The sequence below is a fragment of the Burkholderia sp. Bp9031 genome, from assembly GCF_003857965.1.
Taxonomy (GTDB): Bacteria; Pseudomonadota; Gammaproteobacteria; order Burkholderiales; family Burkholderiaceae; genus Burkholderia; species Burkholderia ambifaria_A.
Genome location: NZ_QTPW01000002.1, coordinates 97,103 through 111,001, shown reverse-complemented (window position 1 = coordinate 111,001; position 13,899 = coordinate 97,103). Strand labels below are relative to the sequence as shown.

Genomic DNA, 13,899 nt, shown 5'->3' with positions numbered 1-13,899 from the left:
TTCTTTAAGTAGGGTTTTTCGTTTCCGGATTCCGGAATTGTTGGCTCCGCGGAAACAGTGTTTTCGTTCTTTCATGGTTTTCCCTAGGTGATCTCGGGACTAAACTTTGTTCCATCGCTGCAGACATGGTGTGTGCGGCGGAGCAAAAAAAATCCCGGAGGTAATCATGAAATCGCTGATCGCAACGTTCGCTGCAGCTGCCGTTCTCGCCGTTCCCGCCGTGTCGTTTGCCCAACAGAACGCGCCCGTCACCCGTGCGCAGGTGAAGGCCGAACTGGCCACCCTGCAACAGGCTGGCTACAAGCTGGGCAGCGACCGTACCGACTACCCGGCAGGCATCCAGGCAGCTGAAGCCCGTGTGAACCCGCAACAAAACCTCGCCGCTGCCGACACGAGCGGCTACGGTGCGCAACCGGTCGCCCAGCAAGAGTCGGGTGCCCCGGCAGTCGCCAAGACCGGCTGGCAAGTGAAGCGCGTGTCGGATGGCGCACCGATCTACAAGGGTCGTTAATCGTTCTCGATCACGGGCCGCATACGCGGCCTGATCCGACCCCGCGCAGTACACGCAGCCCGTCGTTCCGCATCACGGCACGACGGGCTGTTTTCATTGGCGGCTTCCGCCGCGTCAATGCAGCGGCCGCGGGCCGCGGCCGATGTCCCGGAACAGCGCGTCGGTCGGCTCCAGCGCCTGCAGCCACGCCTCGTCGTAGCCGCTCAGCGTGTCGAGCGCGTCGCGCAGCCGTTCGATCGCGAGCACCGGCAGCTCGACGCTGTGCCGGGTAGCGCCGCTCAGGTGCGCGATGCTCGCGAGCTGGACGAGGGCGTCCGCGGCTTCGGCGACGTCGGTCGCGAACAGCAGGTGCCGGTTGAGCAACTCGACGAGGCCGCTGGAACCGGCGAAATCCTCGGCGTTGAGCTGCACGGAAAGAAAGGTCGCATTGTTCATTTTTTATCTCCTCGTTATCGCTGGATCGTGCGGTGCTTCTTCGAGTATAGGAGGCGGCTGGCAGCAGGGCGGTCGTTGGCGCGATACGGCCGGCTGCAGCGGTACGGCCGGCCGGAAGTCGGCCGGACGCCCGCGCGGCGCGGCTTGCGGCCCGCCGGCACCCGTCAGCGGCACCGCAAGATTGTTGCGGGATCGGGCGCCTGTCGCGGCCCTGACCGCGACAAATGGTATCTTTGACGACCGGGACGACGTGAAAAAGGTGCGAAAAAGGGGCCGGTGAGCCCGTTCGCATCGACGTTCCGCTATGGAAACTGACGGCCGCGAGAGCGGTCGGATACTGGTTGGTCCGGCCGTCCGGCCGGACATCGTGCGTCGCGCGCCGGAGGGCGGTGGGCGGCGCGACGACGCAAATCCGGGAGGACCCTTGAGAAAAACGATTCCGATCCACGAGGCGCTCGCGCGCTGGTTGCCGCAGGCGGCGTTCGTCGTCGCGGCCGCCGCGCTGACGGGCTGTACGATGACGCCGTGGACCGACAGCTGGCAGCCGGTGCGCCCGTCGACGCCAAGGTCGGCCGCGACGCCCGGCGTGATCGCCGGCTATTACCGCGTGAATCCGGGCGACACGCTCGCCGGCATCGCCGCCGCCTACGGGCAGCGCGTGCAGGACGTGGCCAGCTGGAACCACATGTCACCCAATGACGCCGTGTCGCCCGGCCAGGTGCTGCGCGTCGCGCCGCCGCCTGCCGCGACGTCGCTCGGGCAGCCGTCCGCCGCGGCCGCGCAACCCGGCTCGCTCGCATGGCCGGCCACGGGCATCGTCGCGACGCCGTTTTCGGCCGGCAAGACGCGCGGCATCGTGATCGCCGCGTCGGGCCCCGACCATTCGGTGCGGGCAGCGGCAAACGGGCGGGTGGTCTACGCCGGGGCCGGCGTCAAGGCGTACGGCCCGCTCGTGATCCTGAAGCACGACAACGGGCTCATCACGGCTTACGGGCACAACGGCAAACTGCTCGTCAACGAAGGCGATGCGGTGCGTGCGGGCCAGCCGGTCGCCGAGATGGGCACCGACGCGAGCGGCCGCGCGACGTTCGAGTTCGAAGTCCGTCAGAACGGCAAGGTCGTCGATCCGCTGAACTTCCTGCCGCGCAACGGCGGCTGACGCACCGCCGCGTCACGGCGTGTGCGCCTGATGGCGCACACGTTCCCGCCTTCAACCTTCCTTGAGCGCCGCGGTGCCGGACTGCCTCGCATGATTGCCGAGCCAGCGAATGCCGAGCGCGAGCCCTGCCGCGCCGAGCGCGATCAGCGAACACTGGATCGCGACCGGCAGGTACCCGTGCGGCCGCGGATCGACGAATGGATAGGGATACCAGTTCTCCACCGCGCCGCGTACGAGCGTATAGCCGAGATAGACGACCGGAAAGCCCAGCCACGCGAACGCGCTGCGCCACGGGATCGGCGAGCGCGGCTCCACGTACAGCCAGTCGCACAGCACCACGAGCGGCACGATCCGGTGCAGGACCCAGTTGTTGAGGGCCGGCGTGATGTGGCGCAGCGCATCGAGCCGTGCGAGCAGCAGTTCGTAGACGATCGCGGTGATCAGTACGTAGAGCACGGCGGCGCCGCGCATCGATTCGTAGCGGGCCGAGCCGGGGCGCGTGATGCGCGACAGCCCCGCGACCAGCATCGCAGCCGCATAAAGGCTGCTCAATTGCGTGAAGTAGCTGAGATAGTTGCCGAGATGAAAGGTCGGCATGCCCCAGTAGTCGGCGACGCTGTGCAGCGTGGTGGATACCGCGAGCAACGCGGCGATCAGCCGGTAGGCCGCAACGAAGAACGCTTTGCTCATGATGCCCGCGCAACGTCGCACCAAAGCTTCATCGTGCCACAGCCGCCGGCGCACGCGATGCGGATTTTCCATATGACGGCGCCGTGGTGCAGGGCTGTGCGGATTCTTCGGATATTTGATCCGGTCGCGCAATGCCGACCGCACGTGAAGCTACAATCGGGGCAGCCGCCGGGTACCGGCCAGCCGCGGCTGCCCCGCATACCACACGAGAAACACGAGACACCGCATGAAAAACATCCTCGCGAAACAGACGCGCTACAGCTCGCCTGCGATCTTCTTCCACTGGGCCGTCTTCCTGCTGGTGGCGCTGGCTTACCTGGCCATCGAGATTCGCGGACCGAAAGGCAGCGACAGTCGCGTGTTGTGGTCGAACGTCCACTACCTGGCAGGCACGTTCGTGCTGGTGCTCTCAGTGCTGCGCGTGTTGTGGCGGATGATCAGCCGCGTGCCGGAGCCCATTCCGCAGGCGACCATCCTGAAGTGGCTGTCGAAGCTCGCGCATTTCGCGCTGTATGTATTCATCATCGCCCAGCCGCTGCTCGGTATCATGATGATCAACATGGGCGGCAAGCCCGTGTCGCTCGACTGGATCGGCGTGTCGTTCACGTTGTTCGGCCCGGACACGGCGCTGCGACCGACGATCAAGGAAGCGCACGAACTGATCGGCAACGCGTTCTACTTCGTGATCGGCCTGCATGCGCTGGCCGCGCTTTACCACCACTTCGTCCGGCGCGACGACGTGCTGCGACGCATGGCGCCATGATCGCCGCGCACTGAAGGCGCGAAGCTGCCGGGGGCGCATGGTTGCGTTGACAACCATGCGCCCCCGGTCCGTTTACCGCGATACGCGACTGGCCATCGCGGCGAACATTCTGTACCATTTCGGCTGTTTTTACATTCCGCTTACGCGTCGCCGCGCATGCTGCACCGACATCGTCACCTGACCGCCTGGCTCGGCGTGTTCGCGATCTGGCTCGCGATCGCGGCGCCGCTGGTGTCGCAGTGGCGCATCGCACACGCGGCAACGCCCGACGCGATTGTCTGCAGTACCGAGCATGGCGCGCATCGTGCGCCCGATGCCGGCCATGCGCACGATCTCGCACTGCATCTCGATGCGTGCGGCTATTGCGGCTTTTTCGCGCATAGTCCCGCGATCGGCGGCGCGGTCGCCGCATCGTTCACCCCCGTCCCGGTCCATGACGTTTCCGCCGCCGCGCCGCATGTCGTCGCGGCGCGCGCCGACCGCTATCCGCGCGCGTATCCACGCGCACCGCCCGAGCGCGCCTGACGCGCTGTCTTCCGTTTCATTCATCGCCGATATCCGTGCGGCCTATCGAGGCCGCGCGGAGGGCGTCACTCGGGCTTTCGATCATGACCATTCTCTCTTTGCGCACGCCGAGGGCGTCGCGCCATTCCCGTGTGCGGCGCGTGCCGCGCATGCTGAAACTCACCGTTCCCGCGCTGGCCGTCAGCGCGATGACCGCGGCGGCTGCCTCGGCCGAATCCGCGCGGGCGGCCGGTGCGCCGACGGACGACGCGGCCGCGCTGCGGCCGCCCGTCGAAGTCGTCGCATCGCCGCTGACGACGCCGCTCGTCGTCGTCACGGATCCGAAGACGCCGCGCCAGCCGCTGCCGGCGAGCGACGGCGCGGACTACCTGAAGACGATTCCCGGCTTCACGTCGATCCGCAGCGGCGGGACGAACGGCGACCCCGTGCTGCGCGGGATGTTCGGATCACGGTTGAACATTCTCGCGAACGGGATGCCGACGCTCGGCGCGTGCCCGAACCGGATGGACGCGCCGACCTCGTATATCGCGCCGGAAAGCTACGACAAGGTCACGGTCGTGAAGGGCCCGCAGACCGTGCTGTACGGCCCCGGCGCATCCGCCGGCACCGTGCTGTTCGAGCGCGTGACGCCACGTTTCGAGCGCCCCGGCATGCGTTTCGACGGCAGCGTGGTCGGCGGGTCGTACGGCCGCAACGACCAGAACGTCGACGTGACGGCCGGCACGCCGGACGTCTATGGCCGTGTGATCGCGAACCACGCGCATGCACAGGACTACAAGGACGGCAACGGCAATACCGTGCCGTCGCAATGGGACAAGTGGAACGCCGACGCGGCGCTCGGCTGGACGCCCGACGATCACACGCGCGTCGAACTGACGGCGGGCGCCGGTGACGGTTATGCGCGCTACGCCGGGCGTGGGATGGACGGCGCGCATTTTCGCCGCGAGACGTTCGGCCTGTCGTTCGACAAGCGGCATCTCGGCGACGTGCTCGACCGGATCGAGGCGCGCGTGTACTACAACGAAGCCGATCACGTGATGGACAACTATACGTTGCGGCAGCCCGACCCGACCGGCCGCATGCCGATGCGGATGGCATCCGAGGTGCGGCGCCGCACGCTCGGCGCGCGGGCGGCCGCGACGTTCCGCTTCGGCGACGACTTCAAGCTCGTCACCGGTGTCGACACGCAGTCGAACCGGCTCGACGCGCGCTCGGCGATGGGGCGGCAGAACTACGGCGACCAGCCGTGGAACGCGCAGGCGACGATGTGGAATGCAGGCGCGTTCGGCGAGCTGACGTGGTACGCGAGCGATGCGTCGCGCGTGATCGGCGGCGCGCGGGTCGATTACGCAAGTGCCCGCGACAAGCGTGCGACGACGAGCGGGATGATGGCGAGCAAGCCGAATCCGACTTTCGACGACGATCGCGCGCGCGTGCTGCCGAGCGGCTTCGTGCGCTACGAGCGCGATCTCGCGTCGCTGCCGGTCACGTGGTACGCGGGGATCGGTCATGCGCAACGCTATCCGGACTACTGGGAGCTGTTCTCCGCGAAGCGCGGGCCGGCAGGGTCGATCAACGCGTTCTCGGCGGTGCAGCCGGAGAGGACCACGCAGCTCGACATTGGCGCGCAGTACAGGAGCGATCGGTTCGATGCATGGGTGTCGGCCTACGCAGGCTATGTGCAGGACTACATCCTGTTCGACTACGCGGCCGGGATGATGGGCCCGACCACGCAGGCGACCAACGTCAACGCGCAGGTCATGGGCGGCGAAGCCGGCGTGTCGTGGCGGCTGGTCGCGCCGCTGCGCGTCGAGACGTCGCTCGCCTATGCGTGGGGGCGCAACGCGACGAGCGGCGATCCGTTGCCGCAGATGCCGCCGCTCGAGGCGCGCTTCGGACTCGAATACACGCGCGGCGCATGGTCGGCCGGCGGCTTGTGGCGGGTCGTTGCGCCGCAGCATCGCTATGCACTGAACGAGGGCAACGTGGTCGGCAAGGACTTCGGCCCGAGCGCCGGGTTCGGCGTGCTGTCGCTGCATGCGCAGTACAACGTTGGCAAGAAAGTGCAGATCTCGGTCGGCGTCGACAACGTGCTGGACAAGGCCTATGCCGAGCACCTGAACCTCGCTGGCAACGCGGGCTTCGGTTATCCGGCGAACGCGCCGGTGATGGAGCCCGGCCGAACGGCATGGGTGCGCGTGAGCACGAAGCTGTAACGCGCGGCGCGTGTGCGATGCAGCATGCGCGCGCCCGAACGCGGCCCCCGCTCGAATGGGCGGGGCGCGTCAACCGATTAGAGAACCGTATCTAGTCAGGGCGCAAACGTTCGCGACTCGTGCTTCACTCCCGCATTCGACGCACACGGTGCTTGCGGCTGTCAGCGCCATACCGTGCGCGTCGATCCGATCTCATTCGCACCGGCAGCACAATAATCAGGAGAACATGCATGGCCAGATCGATGCGTTCCAGGGTGGTGGCAGGGGCAGTGGCATGCGCGATGAGCGTCGCGCCGTTCGCGGGGGCGACCGCGGTGATGACGCTCGCGACGACGCACGCGGCGATGGCGGCAACCGCGCCGGCGGACAACTACGCGGCGACGCGTTATCCGATCATCCTCGTGCACGGGCTCACCGGCACCGACAAGTACGCCGGCGTGCTCGAGTACTGGTACGGCATCCAGGAGGACCTTCAGCAGCACGGTGCGACGGTCTACGTCGCGAACCTGTCGGGGTTCCAGAGCGACGACGGCCCCAACGGACGCGGCGAACAGCTGCTCGCTTACGTGAAGACGGTGCTCGCCGCGACCGGTGCGACCAAGGTCAACCTGGTCGGTCACAGCCAGGGTGGCCTCACGTCGCGCTATGTCGCGGCCGTCGCGCCCGATCTCGTCGCATCGGTGACGACGATCGGCACGCCGCATCGCGGCTCGGAGTTCGCCGATTTCGTGCAGAGCGTGCTCGCCTACGACCCGACCGGCCTGTCGTCGTCCGTGATCGCTGCGTTCGTCCATGTGTTCGGCATCCTGACGAGCAGCAACAACAACACGAACCAGGACGCACTTGCCGCACTGAAGACGCTGACGACTTCCCAGGCCGCCACGTACAACCAGAACTATCCGAGTGCGGGCCTCGGCGCGCCGGGCAGTTGCCAGACGGGCGCGCCGACGGAGACCGTCGGCGGCAATACGCACCTGCTGTATTCGTGGGCCGGCATGGCGATCCAGCCGACTGTTTCCGCATTCGGCGTCACCGGTGCCGCGGACACCAGCACGCTTCCGCTGATCGACCCGGCGAACGCGCTCGACCTGTCGACGCTCGCGTTGCTAGGCACCGGCACGGTGATGATCAATCGCGGCTCGGGCCAGAACGACGGGCTCGTGTCGAAGTGCAGCGCACTGTACGGGAAGGTACTGAGCACGAACTACAAGTGGAACCATCTCGACGAGATCAACCAGTTGCTCGGCGTGCGTGGTGCGTATGCTGAAGACCCGGTCGCGGTGATCCGCACGCATGCGAACCGGCTGAAGCTCGCGGGCGTGTGATCGATGACGGCACGTGAAGGACGCGCGCCGCTCGCGCGGCGCGTCGCGATCTACGGTGCGGCAGGGCTGGCGGCGATCGCCGGCGTCGCGATCTGGAGCGGTGCGGCGTCGCATCGCGGTGCCGACGCGGCGCCCACGTCGACCGACGCTGCGGCGCTCGGCGGCGTGAGCGCCGCACCGCCGCCGGCCGCGTTGCCGGCGAGCGCGGGTTTACCGTCGTCGCTTGCCGGTTCCAGCGCACCGCGGCTGCCGCTCGATACCGGCAGCCATCTCGCGAAGTCGCGCGCGGTGCGCGATTTCTTCGACTACTGCCTGGCCGCGCAGAGCGACCTGAGCGCGACCGCGCTCGATGCGCTCGTCGTGCACGAGATCGCCGCGCAGCTCGACGGCACGGTGGCGCAGCCCGAGGCACTCGACGTCTGGCATCGATACCGTGCGTATCTCGACGCGCTCGCGAAGCTGCCGAACGCGGGCGCGGTCGACAAGTCCGACGTCGGCGCGCTGCAACTCGCGCTCGACCAGCGCGCGTCGATCGCGTACCGGACGCTCGGCGACTGGAGCCAGCCGTTCTTCGGCGCCGAGCAGTGGCGGCAGCGCTACGATCTTGCAAGGCTGAAGATTGCGCAGGACCGAACGCTGACGGATGCGCAGAAGGCGGAGCGGCTCGCGGCGCTCGCGCAGCAGATGCCGGCCGACGAACGCGCGGCACGGGAGAAGGCCGACCGGCAGCAGGCCGCGATCGACGAGATCGCGCAGTTGCAGAAGAGCAGGGCGATGCCCGACGCGATGCGCGCGCAACTGGCCCAGACACTGGGCCCCGAAGCCGCCGCGCGCGTCGCGCAGATGCAGCAGGACGACGCGTCGTGGCAGAGCCGCTACGCCGACTATGCGGCGCAGCGCGCGCAGATCGACGCGGCGGGGCTGTCGCCGCAGGATCGCGATGCGCAGATCGCCGCGCTGCGGCAGCGCATGTTCACGAAGCCCGGCGAAGCGGTGCGCGCGGCGTCGCTCGATCGCGGCGCGGGTGCCGCGCAATGACGCAAGCGGTCATGCCGCGCGCGTGAAGTGCCGTGGCAGATGCCGTTCGATGGTGGCTGCGAGCGTGTTGAACGCGGGGCTGATGCCTTCGTGCGCGACGCACGCATAGCCGAGCAGCAGCCCGCGCTGCGCGGTGTCCGGGCTGCTGTAGTAGCTGGTCAGCGGGCGCACGATCACGCCTGCGTCGAATGCGCTTTGCGTGACCGCGTGATCGTCGCACGTGTCGGGCAGGCCGAGCACCAGATGCAGGCCGGCCTCGTCGCCCATCACGGGCAGCGCGTCGCCGAAGCGCGCATGGATCGCGTCGATCAGCAGTTGCCGGCGCTCGCAATACAGCGTGCGCATCCGCCTGACGTGCGAAGTCAGGTGCCCGTCCATGATGAATTCGGCGAGCACGGCCTGCTGCATCAGCTGACCCTCCCGATACAGCTCCGACAGCCCGGTGCGGAACGTGTCGACCAGATGCTCGGGCACGACCATGTAGCCCATCCGCAGGCCCGGGAACAGCATCTTGCCGAGGCTGCCGACATAGATCACGCGGCCGCTGTCGTCGAGCCCCTGCAGCGACGCGAGCGGGCGGCTGCCGTAGCGAAATTCGCTGTCGTAGTCGTCTTCGATGATCCAGCAGCGGTGTTGCCGCGCGTACTCGAGCAGCATCCGGCGTCTCGCGAGGCTCATCACCATCCCGAGCGGATACTGGTGCGACGGCGTGACGAGCACGAGCCGCGGCGGATGCCGCATGTCGCTCGCACGCGGATCGAGCCCTTCCTGGTCGACCGGCACCGGCATGAGCGTGAGGCCGGTCGCCTGCAGTACGCTGCGCACACCCCAGTAGCACGGTTCCTCGACCCACGCGCGATCGCCGATGTCGGACAGCAGGCGCACCGCGAGATCGATCGACTGATGGATGCCGGTCGTGATGATCACCTGGTCCGGCGAGCATTTGACCGAGCGCGCGACGCGCAGGTAATCGGCGAGCGCGCGGCGCAGCGGCCGGTAGCCGCCGCCCGGCGCATAGGTCAGCAACTCCGGATTCGCTTCCTTCCACAGCCGCGCCTGCAGGCGGCTCCAGGTGCGGCTCGGGAATTCCGACACGTCCGGCACGCCCGGCATGAACGCGCCCCACTGGCGCCGCGACACGCCCGCATGCTCGATCAGTTGCCGTCCGCGCATCGACAGGCCGCCCTGCGCGTCCGCCAGCAGTGCCGCACCGACATCGGACGGCGGCGGCGCGACGCCCGGCACGCGGATCGCGGCGGCGTCCGGCCGGGTGTCGGCCACATAGGTGCCGCTGCCCGTCGTCGTCAGTACGTAGCCCTCAGCCGTCAGCTGGTCGTACACGTGCAGCACGGTATTGCGCGCGATCGACAGGTCGGCCGCCAGCGTGCGCGAGCTCGGCAGCTTTGTACCTGGCCCCAATTCCCCGGTGAGAATGGCTTGCTGCATCAGTTGCAGCAGTTGCCGGTACATCGGCTCGGACGAGCTGCGATCGAGACGGGCCGAGAGCCAGTCGGCGAGGATCACGGTATCCAAAGTGGTTCTACTTGGAATATTGAAATGGTTCCCTAGTATAGAACCGTGGGCGCCGTATAGTGGCTCGCATCTCAAAAACATTTGTCGCGCAGCAAGGGGACAGCCACGATGAAGTCCGATGATGTGATCGTCAGCTTTCGCGGCGTGCGGAAGACCTACGACGGCGAGACGCTGGTCGTCAAATCGCTCGACCTCGATATCCACCGAGGGGAATTCCTGACGCTGCTCGGGCCGTCCGGCTCGGGCAAGACCACCTGCCTGATGATGCTGGCGGGCTTCGAGTTTCCGACGGGCGGCGAGATCCGCCTCGACGGCGAGTTGCTGAATACCGTGCCGCCGCACAAGCGCAACATCGGCATGGTGTTCCAGAACTACGCGCTGTTTCCGCACCTGACGGTCGAGCAGAACGTCGCGTATCCGCTGACGGTGCGCAAGCTGTCGGCCGCCGAGCGCGCGGAGCGCGTCGCGCATGCGCTGAAGATGGTGCAGATGGAACGCTTCGCGAAGCGCTATCCGGCGCAGTTGTCGGGCGGCCAGCAGCAGCGTATCGCGCTCGCGCGTGCGCTTGTGTTCGAGCCGAAGCTCGTGCTGATGGACGAGCCGCTCGGCGCGCTCGACAAGCAGTTGCGCGAACACATGCAATACGAACTGAAGGCGCTGCACGAGAAGCTCGGCGTGACCTTCGTCTACGTGACGCACGACCAGGGCGAGGCGCTGACGATGTCCGATCGCGTCGCCGTGTTCGACAAGGGCATCGTGCAGCAGCTCGATACCGTCGACCGCCTGTACGAATCGCCGTGCAACGAATTCGTCGCGAACTTCATCGGCGACAGCAACCGGCTGCGCGGCACCATTGCGCGCGTCGACGGCGAATTCTGCGAATTCCGGCTCGACGACGGCACGCAGCTCGTCGGGCGCCGCATCGGCGACGTGGCCGAAGGCGCGCCGGCCGTCGCGTGCATCCGCCCCGAACGCATGAGTCTGGCGAACGGTCACGCAAACGGCACCGCCAACCGCGTGACCGGCGAGGCGCGCAGCCTGATCTATTTCGGCGATCACGTGCGCATGCGCTGCGCGCTGCCGGGCCAGGACGAATGCTTCGTGAAGGTGCCGCTCGGCACGGGCGCGCTCGACGCGTTCTCGCCCGGCGCACCGGTGTCGCTCGCATTCGCGCCCGAGCACCTGCGCGTGTTCGCCTGACGCAGGTTTTCCTGTTTTTCCGCAGCACGTCGTCAACAACAAAGCCCACTTCCACCACGAGAGGAGAGGAACCATCATGAACGGAGCAAGCTTTACCGCGCGTCGCACCGCGCTCGCACTGGCACTTGCAGTCGTCGGCGCATCGGCCTCGGCGGCCGAACTCACGGTCGTCAACTTCGGCGGCGCGAACGGCGACGCGCAGAAGGCCGCATTCAACCAGCCGTTCGAGAAGGCGACCGGCAACAAGGTCACGGCCGTCGAGTACAACGGCGAGCAGGCGAAAGTGAAGGCGATGGTCGAGGCGAAGCACGTCAACTGGGACGTGGTCGAAGTCGAATCGGGCGACCTCAACCGCGGCTGCGACGAAGGGCTGTACGAGAAGCTCGACTGGTCGAAGATCGCGAAGAAGTCCGACCTGATTCCCGAAGCGCCGCAGGTGTGCGGCGTCGGCTTCTTCGTGTGGTCGACCGCGCTGTCCTACAACGCGGACAAGCTGAAGACCGCGCCGACCGGCTGGGCCGACTTCTGGAACGTGAAGAAATTCCCGGGCAAGCGCGGGATGCGCAAGGGCGCGCGCTACAACCTCGAGTTCGCGCTGATGGCCGACGGCGTCCCGACGAAGGACGTGTACAAGGTGCTCGGCACGAAGGCCGGCCAGGATCGCGCGTTCAAGAAGCTCGACGAACTGAAGCCGTACATCCAGTGGTGGGAAGCGGGCGCGCAGCCGCCGCAGTTCCTGGTCGCCGGCGACGTCGTGATGTCGACCGCGTACAACGGCCGCATCGATGCCGCGCAGAAGGAAGGCAAGAACCTGAAGGTGGTGTGGAACGGCAGCATCTACGACCTCGACTACTGGGCCATTCCGAAGGGCTCGCCGAACAAGGCGCTGGCCGAGCAGTACATCGCGTACACGCTGACGCCGAAGCCGCAACAAGGGTATGCACAGCACATCGCGTACGGCCCGGCGAACGTCGCGGCGATCAAGTCGCTCGACGCGAAGACGCTCGCGAACCTGCCGAACTCGCCGGCGAACGGCAAGAACGCGGTGCTGGAGGACATCGGCTTCTGGACCGACCACAGCGACGAGCTCGAGCAGCGCTTCGCCGCGTGGGCGACGAAGTAATAGTCCGTCAGATGTCCTGATGCAACCTGCCGCGCGGCGCGTCGAACGCGTCGCGCGGCATTCCGCCGGATCGAGCCCGGCCGGAGAGAACCGTTGAACACGATGACGATCGCTCCTTCCTCGCCGTCGACAGCCGCGCTCAAGCGCGAACTGAAGGCTGCCGAGGCCCGCAAGCGCACGATGGCGTTGCTGTTGATCGCGCCGCTCGCGATCTTCCTGTTGCTCATTTTCGTCGTGCCGATCGGCACGCTGCTCACGCGCGCGGTGCAGAACCCCGAGATCGCGACCGCGCTGCCGAACACGATCGCCGCGCTGTCGGGCTGGGACCACAAGGCGCCCCCGGCCGACGCCGCGTATGTCGCGCTTGCGGCCGACATGACGAAGGTCGCCGACAGCGAGGCGATGGGCGCGCTCGCACGGCGCCTGAACACCGAGATTCCCGGCTACCGCTCGCTCGTCGCGAAGACGGCGCGTGCGATGCCGCTGAAGGGCGAGGACGGCGCCGCGGCGCTGACACCCGCGCAGACACGCACGAAACTGCTCGACCTCGATTCGCGCTGGGGCGACGTTGCGTACTGGCAGGCGATCGCGAAGAACGGCAGCCACGTGTCGCCGTTCTACCTGCTCGCCGCGCTCGACCACAAGCAGGACGGCTTCGGCCAGATCGTGCCGGCCGATCCAGACCAGTCGATCTATCTCGCGATCTTCGGCCGTACGTTCGTGATCGGCGTCGCGGTCACGCTGTTCGCGCTGCTGCTCGGTTACCCGCTCGCGTACTGGATCTCGACGCTGTCGGAGCGTCGCGCGAACCTCGTGATGATCCTGGTGCTGATCCCGTTCTGGACGTCGGTGCTGGTGCGCGTGGCCGCGTGGATCGTGCTCCTGCAAAGCGAGGGGCTGATCAACACGGCGCTGATCGGCAGCGGGCTGATCTCGCATCCGCTGACGCTGCTGTTCAACCGCGTCGGCGTGTACATCTCGATGACGCACATCCTGCTGCCGTTCATGATCCTGCCGCTCTACAGCGTGATGAAGTCGATCCCGCCGACCTACCAGCGTGCGGCCGTATCGCTCGGCAGCCATCCGTTCGCCGCGTTCTGGCGCGTGTACGTGCCGCAGACCTATCCGGGCGTCGGCGCGGGCGCGCTGCTCGTGTTCATCCTCGCGATCGGCTACTACATCACGCCCGCGCTGCTCGGCGGGCCGAACGACCAGATGGTCAGCTACTACGTCGCGTACTTCACGAACGTGACGATCAACTGGGGCATGGCGTGCGCGCTCGGCGGGCTGCTGCTCGCGGCGACGCTCGTGCTGTATGCGGTGTACGGGCGCTTCACGCGCACCAACGTGAGCCTCGGCTGAGCGCCCGGGCAGGAATACG

General features: G+C 67.3%; 13 protein-coding genes. 10 read left to right on the top strand and 3 right to left on the bottom strand.

From position 1 onward, the window contains the following. The first annotated feature begins 166 nt into the window (after positions 1-166). Complete coding sequence (locus DIE15_RS03700; RefSeq protein ID WP_057923968.1) at positions 167-511, top strand: DUF4148 domain-containing protein; 345 nt, start codon at positions 167-169, stop codon at positions 509-511. A 114-nt stretch (positions 512-625) separates the two neighbouring features. Here the strand turns inward: DIE15_RS03700 and DIE15_RS03695 are convergent, their stop codons facing one another. Then, entirely contained in the window at positions 626-946 is a 321-nt protein-coding gene (locus DIE15_RS03695) for a hypothetical protein (RefSeq protein ID WP_124832414.1), read from the bottom strand. A gap of 424 nt (positions 947-1,370) precedes the next feature. On the opposite strand from DIE15_RS03695, the gene DIE15_RS03690 reads away from it, so the two are divergent. Continuing rightward, positions 1,371-2,105: a peptidoglycan DD-metalloendopeptidase family protein gene (locus DIE15_RS03690; RefSeq protein WP_124832413.1), complete on the top strand. Its 735-nt coding sequence runs from the start codon at positions 1,371-1,373 to the stop codon at positions 2,103-2,105. 51 nt (positions 2,106-2,156) lie between these two features. Here the strand turns inward: DIE15_RS03690 and DIE15_RS03685 are convergent, their stop codons facing one another. Then, complete coding sequence (locus tag DIE15_RS03685) at positions 2,157-2,795, bottom strand: Pr6Pr family membrane protein (RefSeq protein WP_057924147.1); 639 nt, start codon at positions 2,793-2,795, stop codon at positions 2,157-2,159. Between the two features lie 226 nt (positions 2,796-3,021). On the opposite strand from DIE15_RS03685, the gene DIE15_RS03680 reads away from it, so the two are divergent. The 5 genes from DIE15_RS03680 (at position 3,022) to DIE15_RS03655 (ending at position 8,662) form a co-directional block, all read left to right on the top strand. Continuing rightward, the gene (locus DIE15_RS03680; protein WP_057923965.1) at positions 3,022-3,558 is read left to right on the top strand and encodes a cytochrome b; all 537 of its coding nucleotides are present in this window, start codon (positions 3,022-3,024) and stop codon (positions 3,556-3,558) included. A 156-nt stretch (positions 3,559-3,714) separates the two neighbouring features. Then, positions 3,715-4,083: a DUF2946 domain-containing protein gene (locus DIE15_RS03675; RefSeq protein WP_057923964.1), complete on the top strand. Its 369-nt coding sequence runs from the start codon at positions 3,715-3,717 to the stop codon at positions 4,081-4,083. An 83-nt stretch (positions 4,084-4,166) separates the two neighbouring features. Then, on the top strand, positions 4,167-6,299 hold the full coding sequence (locus DIE15_RS03665; protein WP_124832412.1) for a TonB-dependent copper receptor: 2,133 nt from the start codon (positions 4,167-4,169) through the stop codon (positions 6,297-6,299). A 230-nt stretch (positions 6,300-6,529) separates the two neighbouring features. Beyond that, positions 6,530-7,624, top strand: a complete 1,095-nt coding sequence (locus DIE15_RS03660) for a triacylglycerol lipase (RefSeq protein ID WP_124832411.1) — start codon at positions 6,530-6,532, stop codon at positions 7,622-7,624. 3 nt (positions 7,625-7,627) lie between these two features. Next, on the top strand, positions 7,628-8,662 hold the full coding sequence (locus tag DIE15_RS03655) for a lipase secretion chaperone (protein WP_124832410.1): 1,035 nt from the start codon (positions 7,628-7,630) through the stop codon (positions 8,660-8,662). A 9-nt stretch (positions 8,663-8,671) separates the two neighbouring features. Here the strand turns inward: DIE15_RS03655 and DIE15_RS03650 are convergent, their stop codons facing one another. Then, the gene (locus DIE15_RS03650; protein ID WP_124832409.1) at positions 8,672-10,195 is read right to left on the bottom strand and encodes a PLP-dependent aminotransferase family protein; all 1,524 of its coding nucleotides are present in this window, start codon (positions 10,193-10,195) and stop codon (positions 8,672-8,674) included. Between the two features lie 108 nt (positions 10,196-10,303). Here DIE15_RS03650 and DIE15_RS03645 point away from each other — a divergent pair, with 108 nt between their 5' ends. The 3 genes from DIE15_RS03645 to DIE15_RS03635 all read left to right on the top strand — a co-directional run bounded on the left by DIE15_RS03645 (position 10,304) and on the right by DIE15_RS03635 (position 13,880). Then, entirely contained in the window at positions 10,304-11,395 is a 1,092-nt protein-coding gene (locus tag DIE15_RS03645) for an ABC transporter ATP-binding protein (protein ID WP_057923959.1), read from the top strand. 76 nt (positions 11,396-11,471) lie between these two features. Next, the gene (locus DIE15_RS03640; protein ID WP_057923958.1) at positions 11,472-12,518 is read left to right on the top strand and encodes an ABC transporter substrate-binding protein; all 1,047 of its coding nucleotides are present in this window, start codon (positions 11,472-11,474) and stop codon (positions 12,516-12,518) included. Between the two features lie 102 nt (positions 12,519-12,620). Continuing rightward, entirely contained in the window at positions 12,621-13,880 is a 1,260-nt protein-coding gene (locus DIE15_RS03635; protein ID WP_185734373.1) for an ABC transporter permease, read from the top strand. Positions 13,881-13,899 lie beyond the last annotated feature (19 nt).

Coding starts and splice junctions, on each gene's coding strand:
- DIE15_RS03640 (WP_057923958.1), top strand. CDS start 11,472: ATGAACGGAGCAAGCTTTACCGCGCGTCGCACCGCGCTCGCACTGGCA.
- DIE15_RS03680 (WP_057923965.1), top strand. CDS start 3,022: ATGAAAAACATCCTCGCGAAACAGACGCGCTACAGCTCGCCTGCGATC.
- DIE15_RS03665 (WP_124832412.1), top strand. CDS start 4,167: ATGACCATTCTCTCTTTGCGCACGCCGAGGGCGTCGCGCCATTCCCGT.
- DIE15_RS03685 (WP_057924147.1), bottom strand. CDS start 2,795: ATGAGCAAAGCGTTCTTCGTTGCGGCCTACCGGCTGATCGCCGCGTTG.
- DIE15_RS03700 (WP_057923968.1), top strand. CDS start 167: ATGAAATCGCTGATCGCAACGTTCGCTGCAGCTGCCGTTCTCGCCGTT.
- DIE15_RS03675 (WP_057923964.1), top strand. CDS start 3,715: ATGCTGCACCGACATCGTCACCTGACCGCCTGGCTCGGCGTGTTCGCG.
- DIE15_RS03645 (WP_057923959.1), top strand. CDS start 10,304: ATGAAGTCCGATGATGTGATCGTCAGCTTTCGCGGCGTGCGGAAGACC.
- DIE15_RS03635 (WP_185734373.1), top strand. CDS start 12,621: ATGACGATCGCTCCTTCCTCGCCGTCGACAGCCGCGCTCAAGCGCGAA.
- DIE15_RS03660 (WP_124832411.1), top strand. CDS start 6,530: ATGGCCAGATCGATGCGTTCCAGGGTGGTGGCAGGGGCAGTGGCATGC.
- DIE15_RS03655 (WP_124832410.1), top strand. CDS start 7,628: ATGACGGCACGTGAAGGACGCGCGCCGCTCGCGCGGCGCGTCGCGATC.
- DIE15_RS03695 (WP_124832414.1), bottom strand. CDS start 946: ATGAACAATGCGACCTTTCTTTCCGTGCAGCTCAACGCCGAGGATTTC.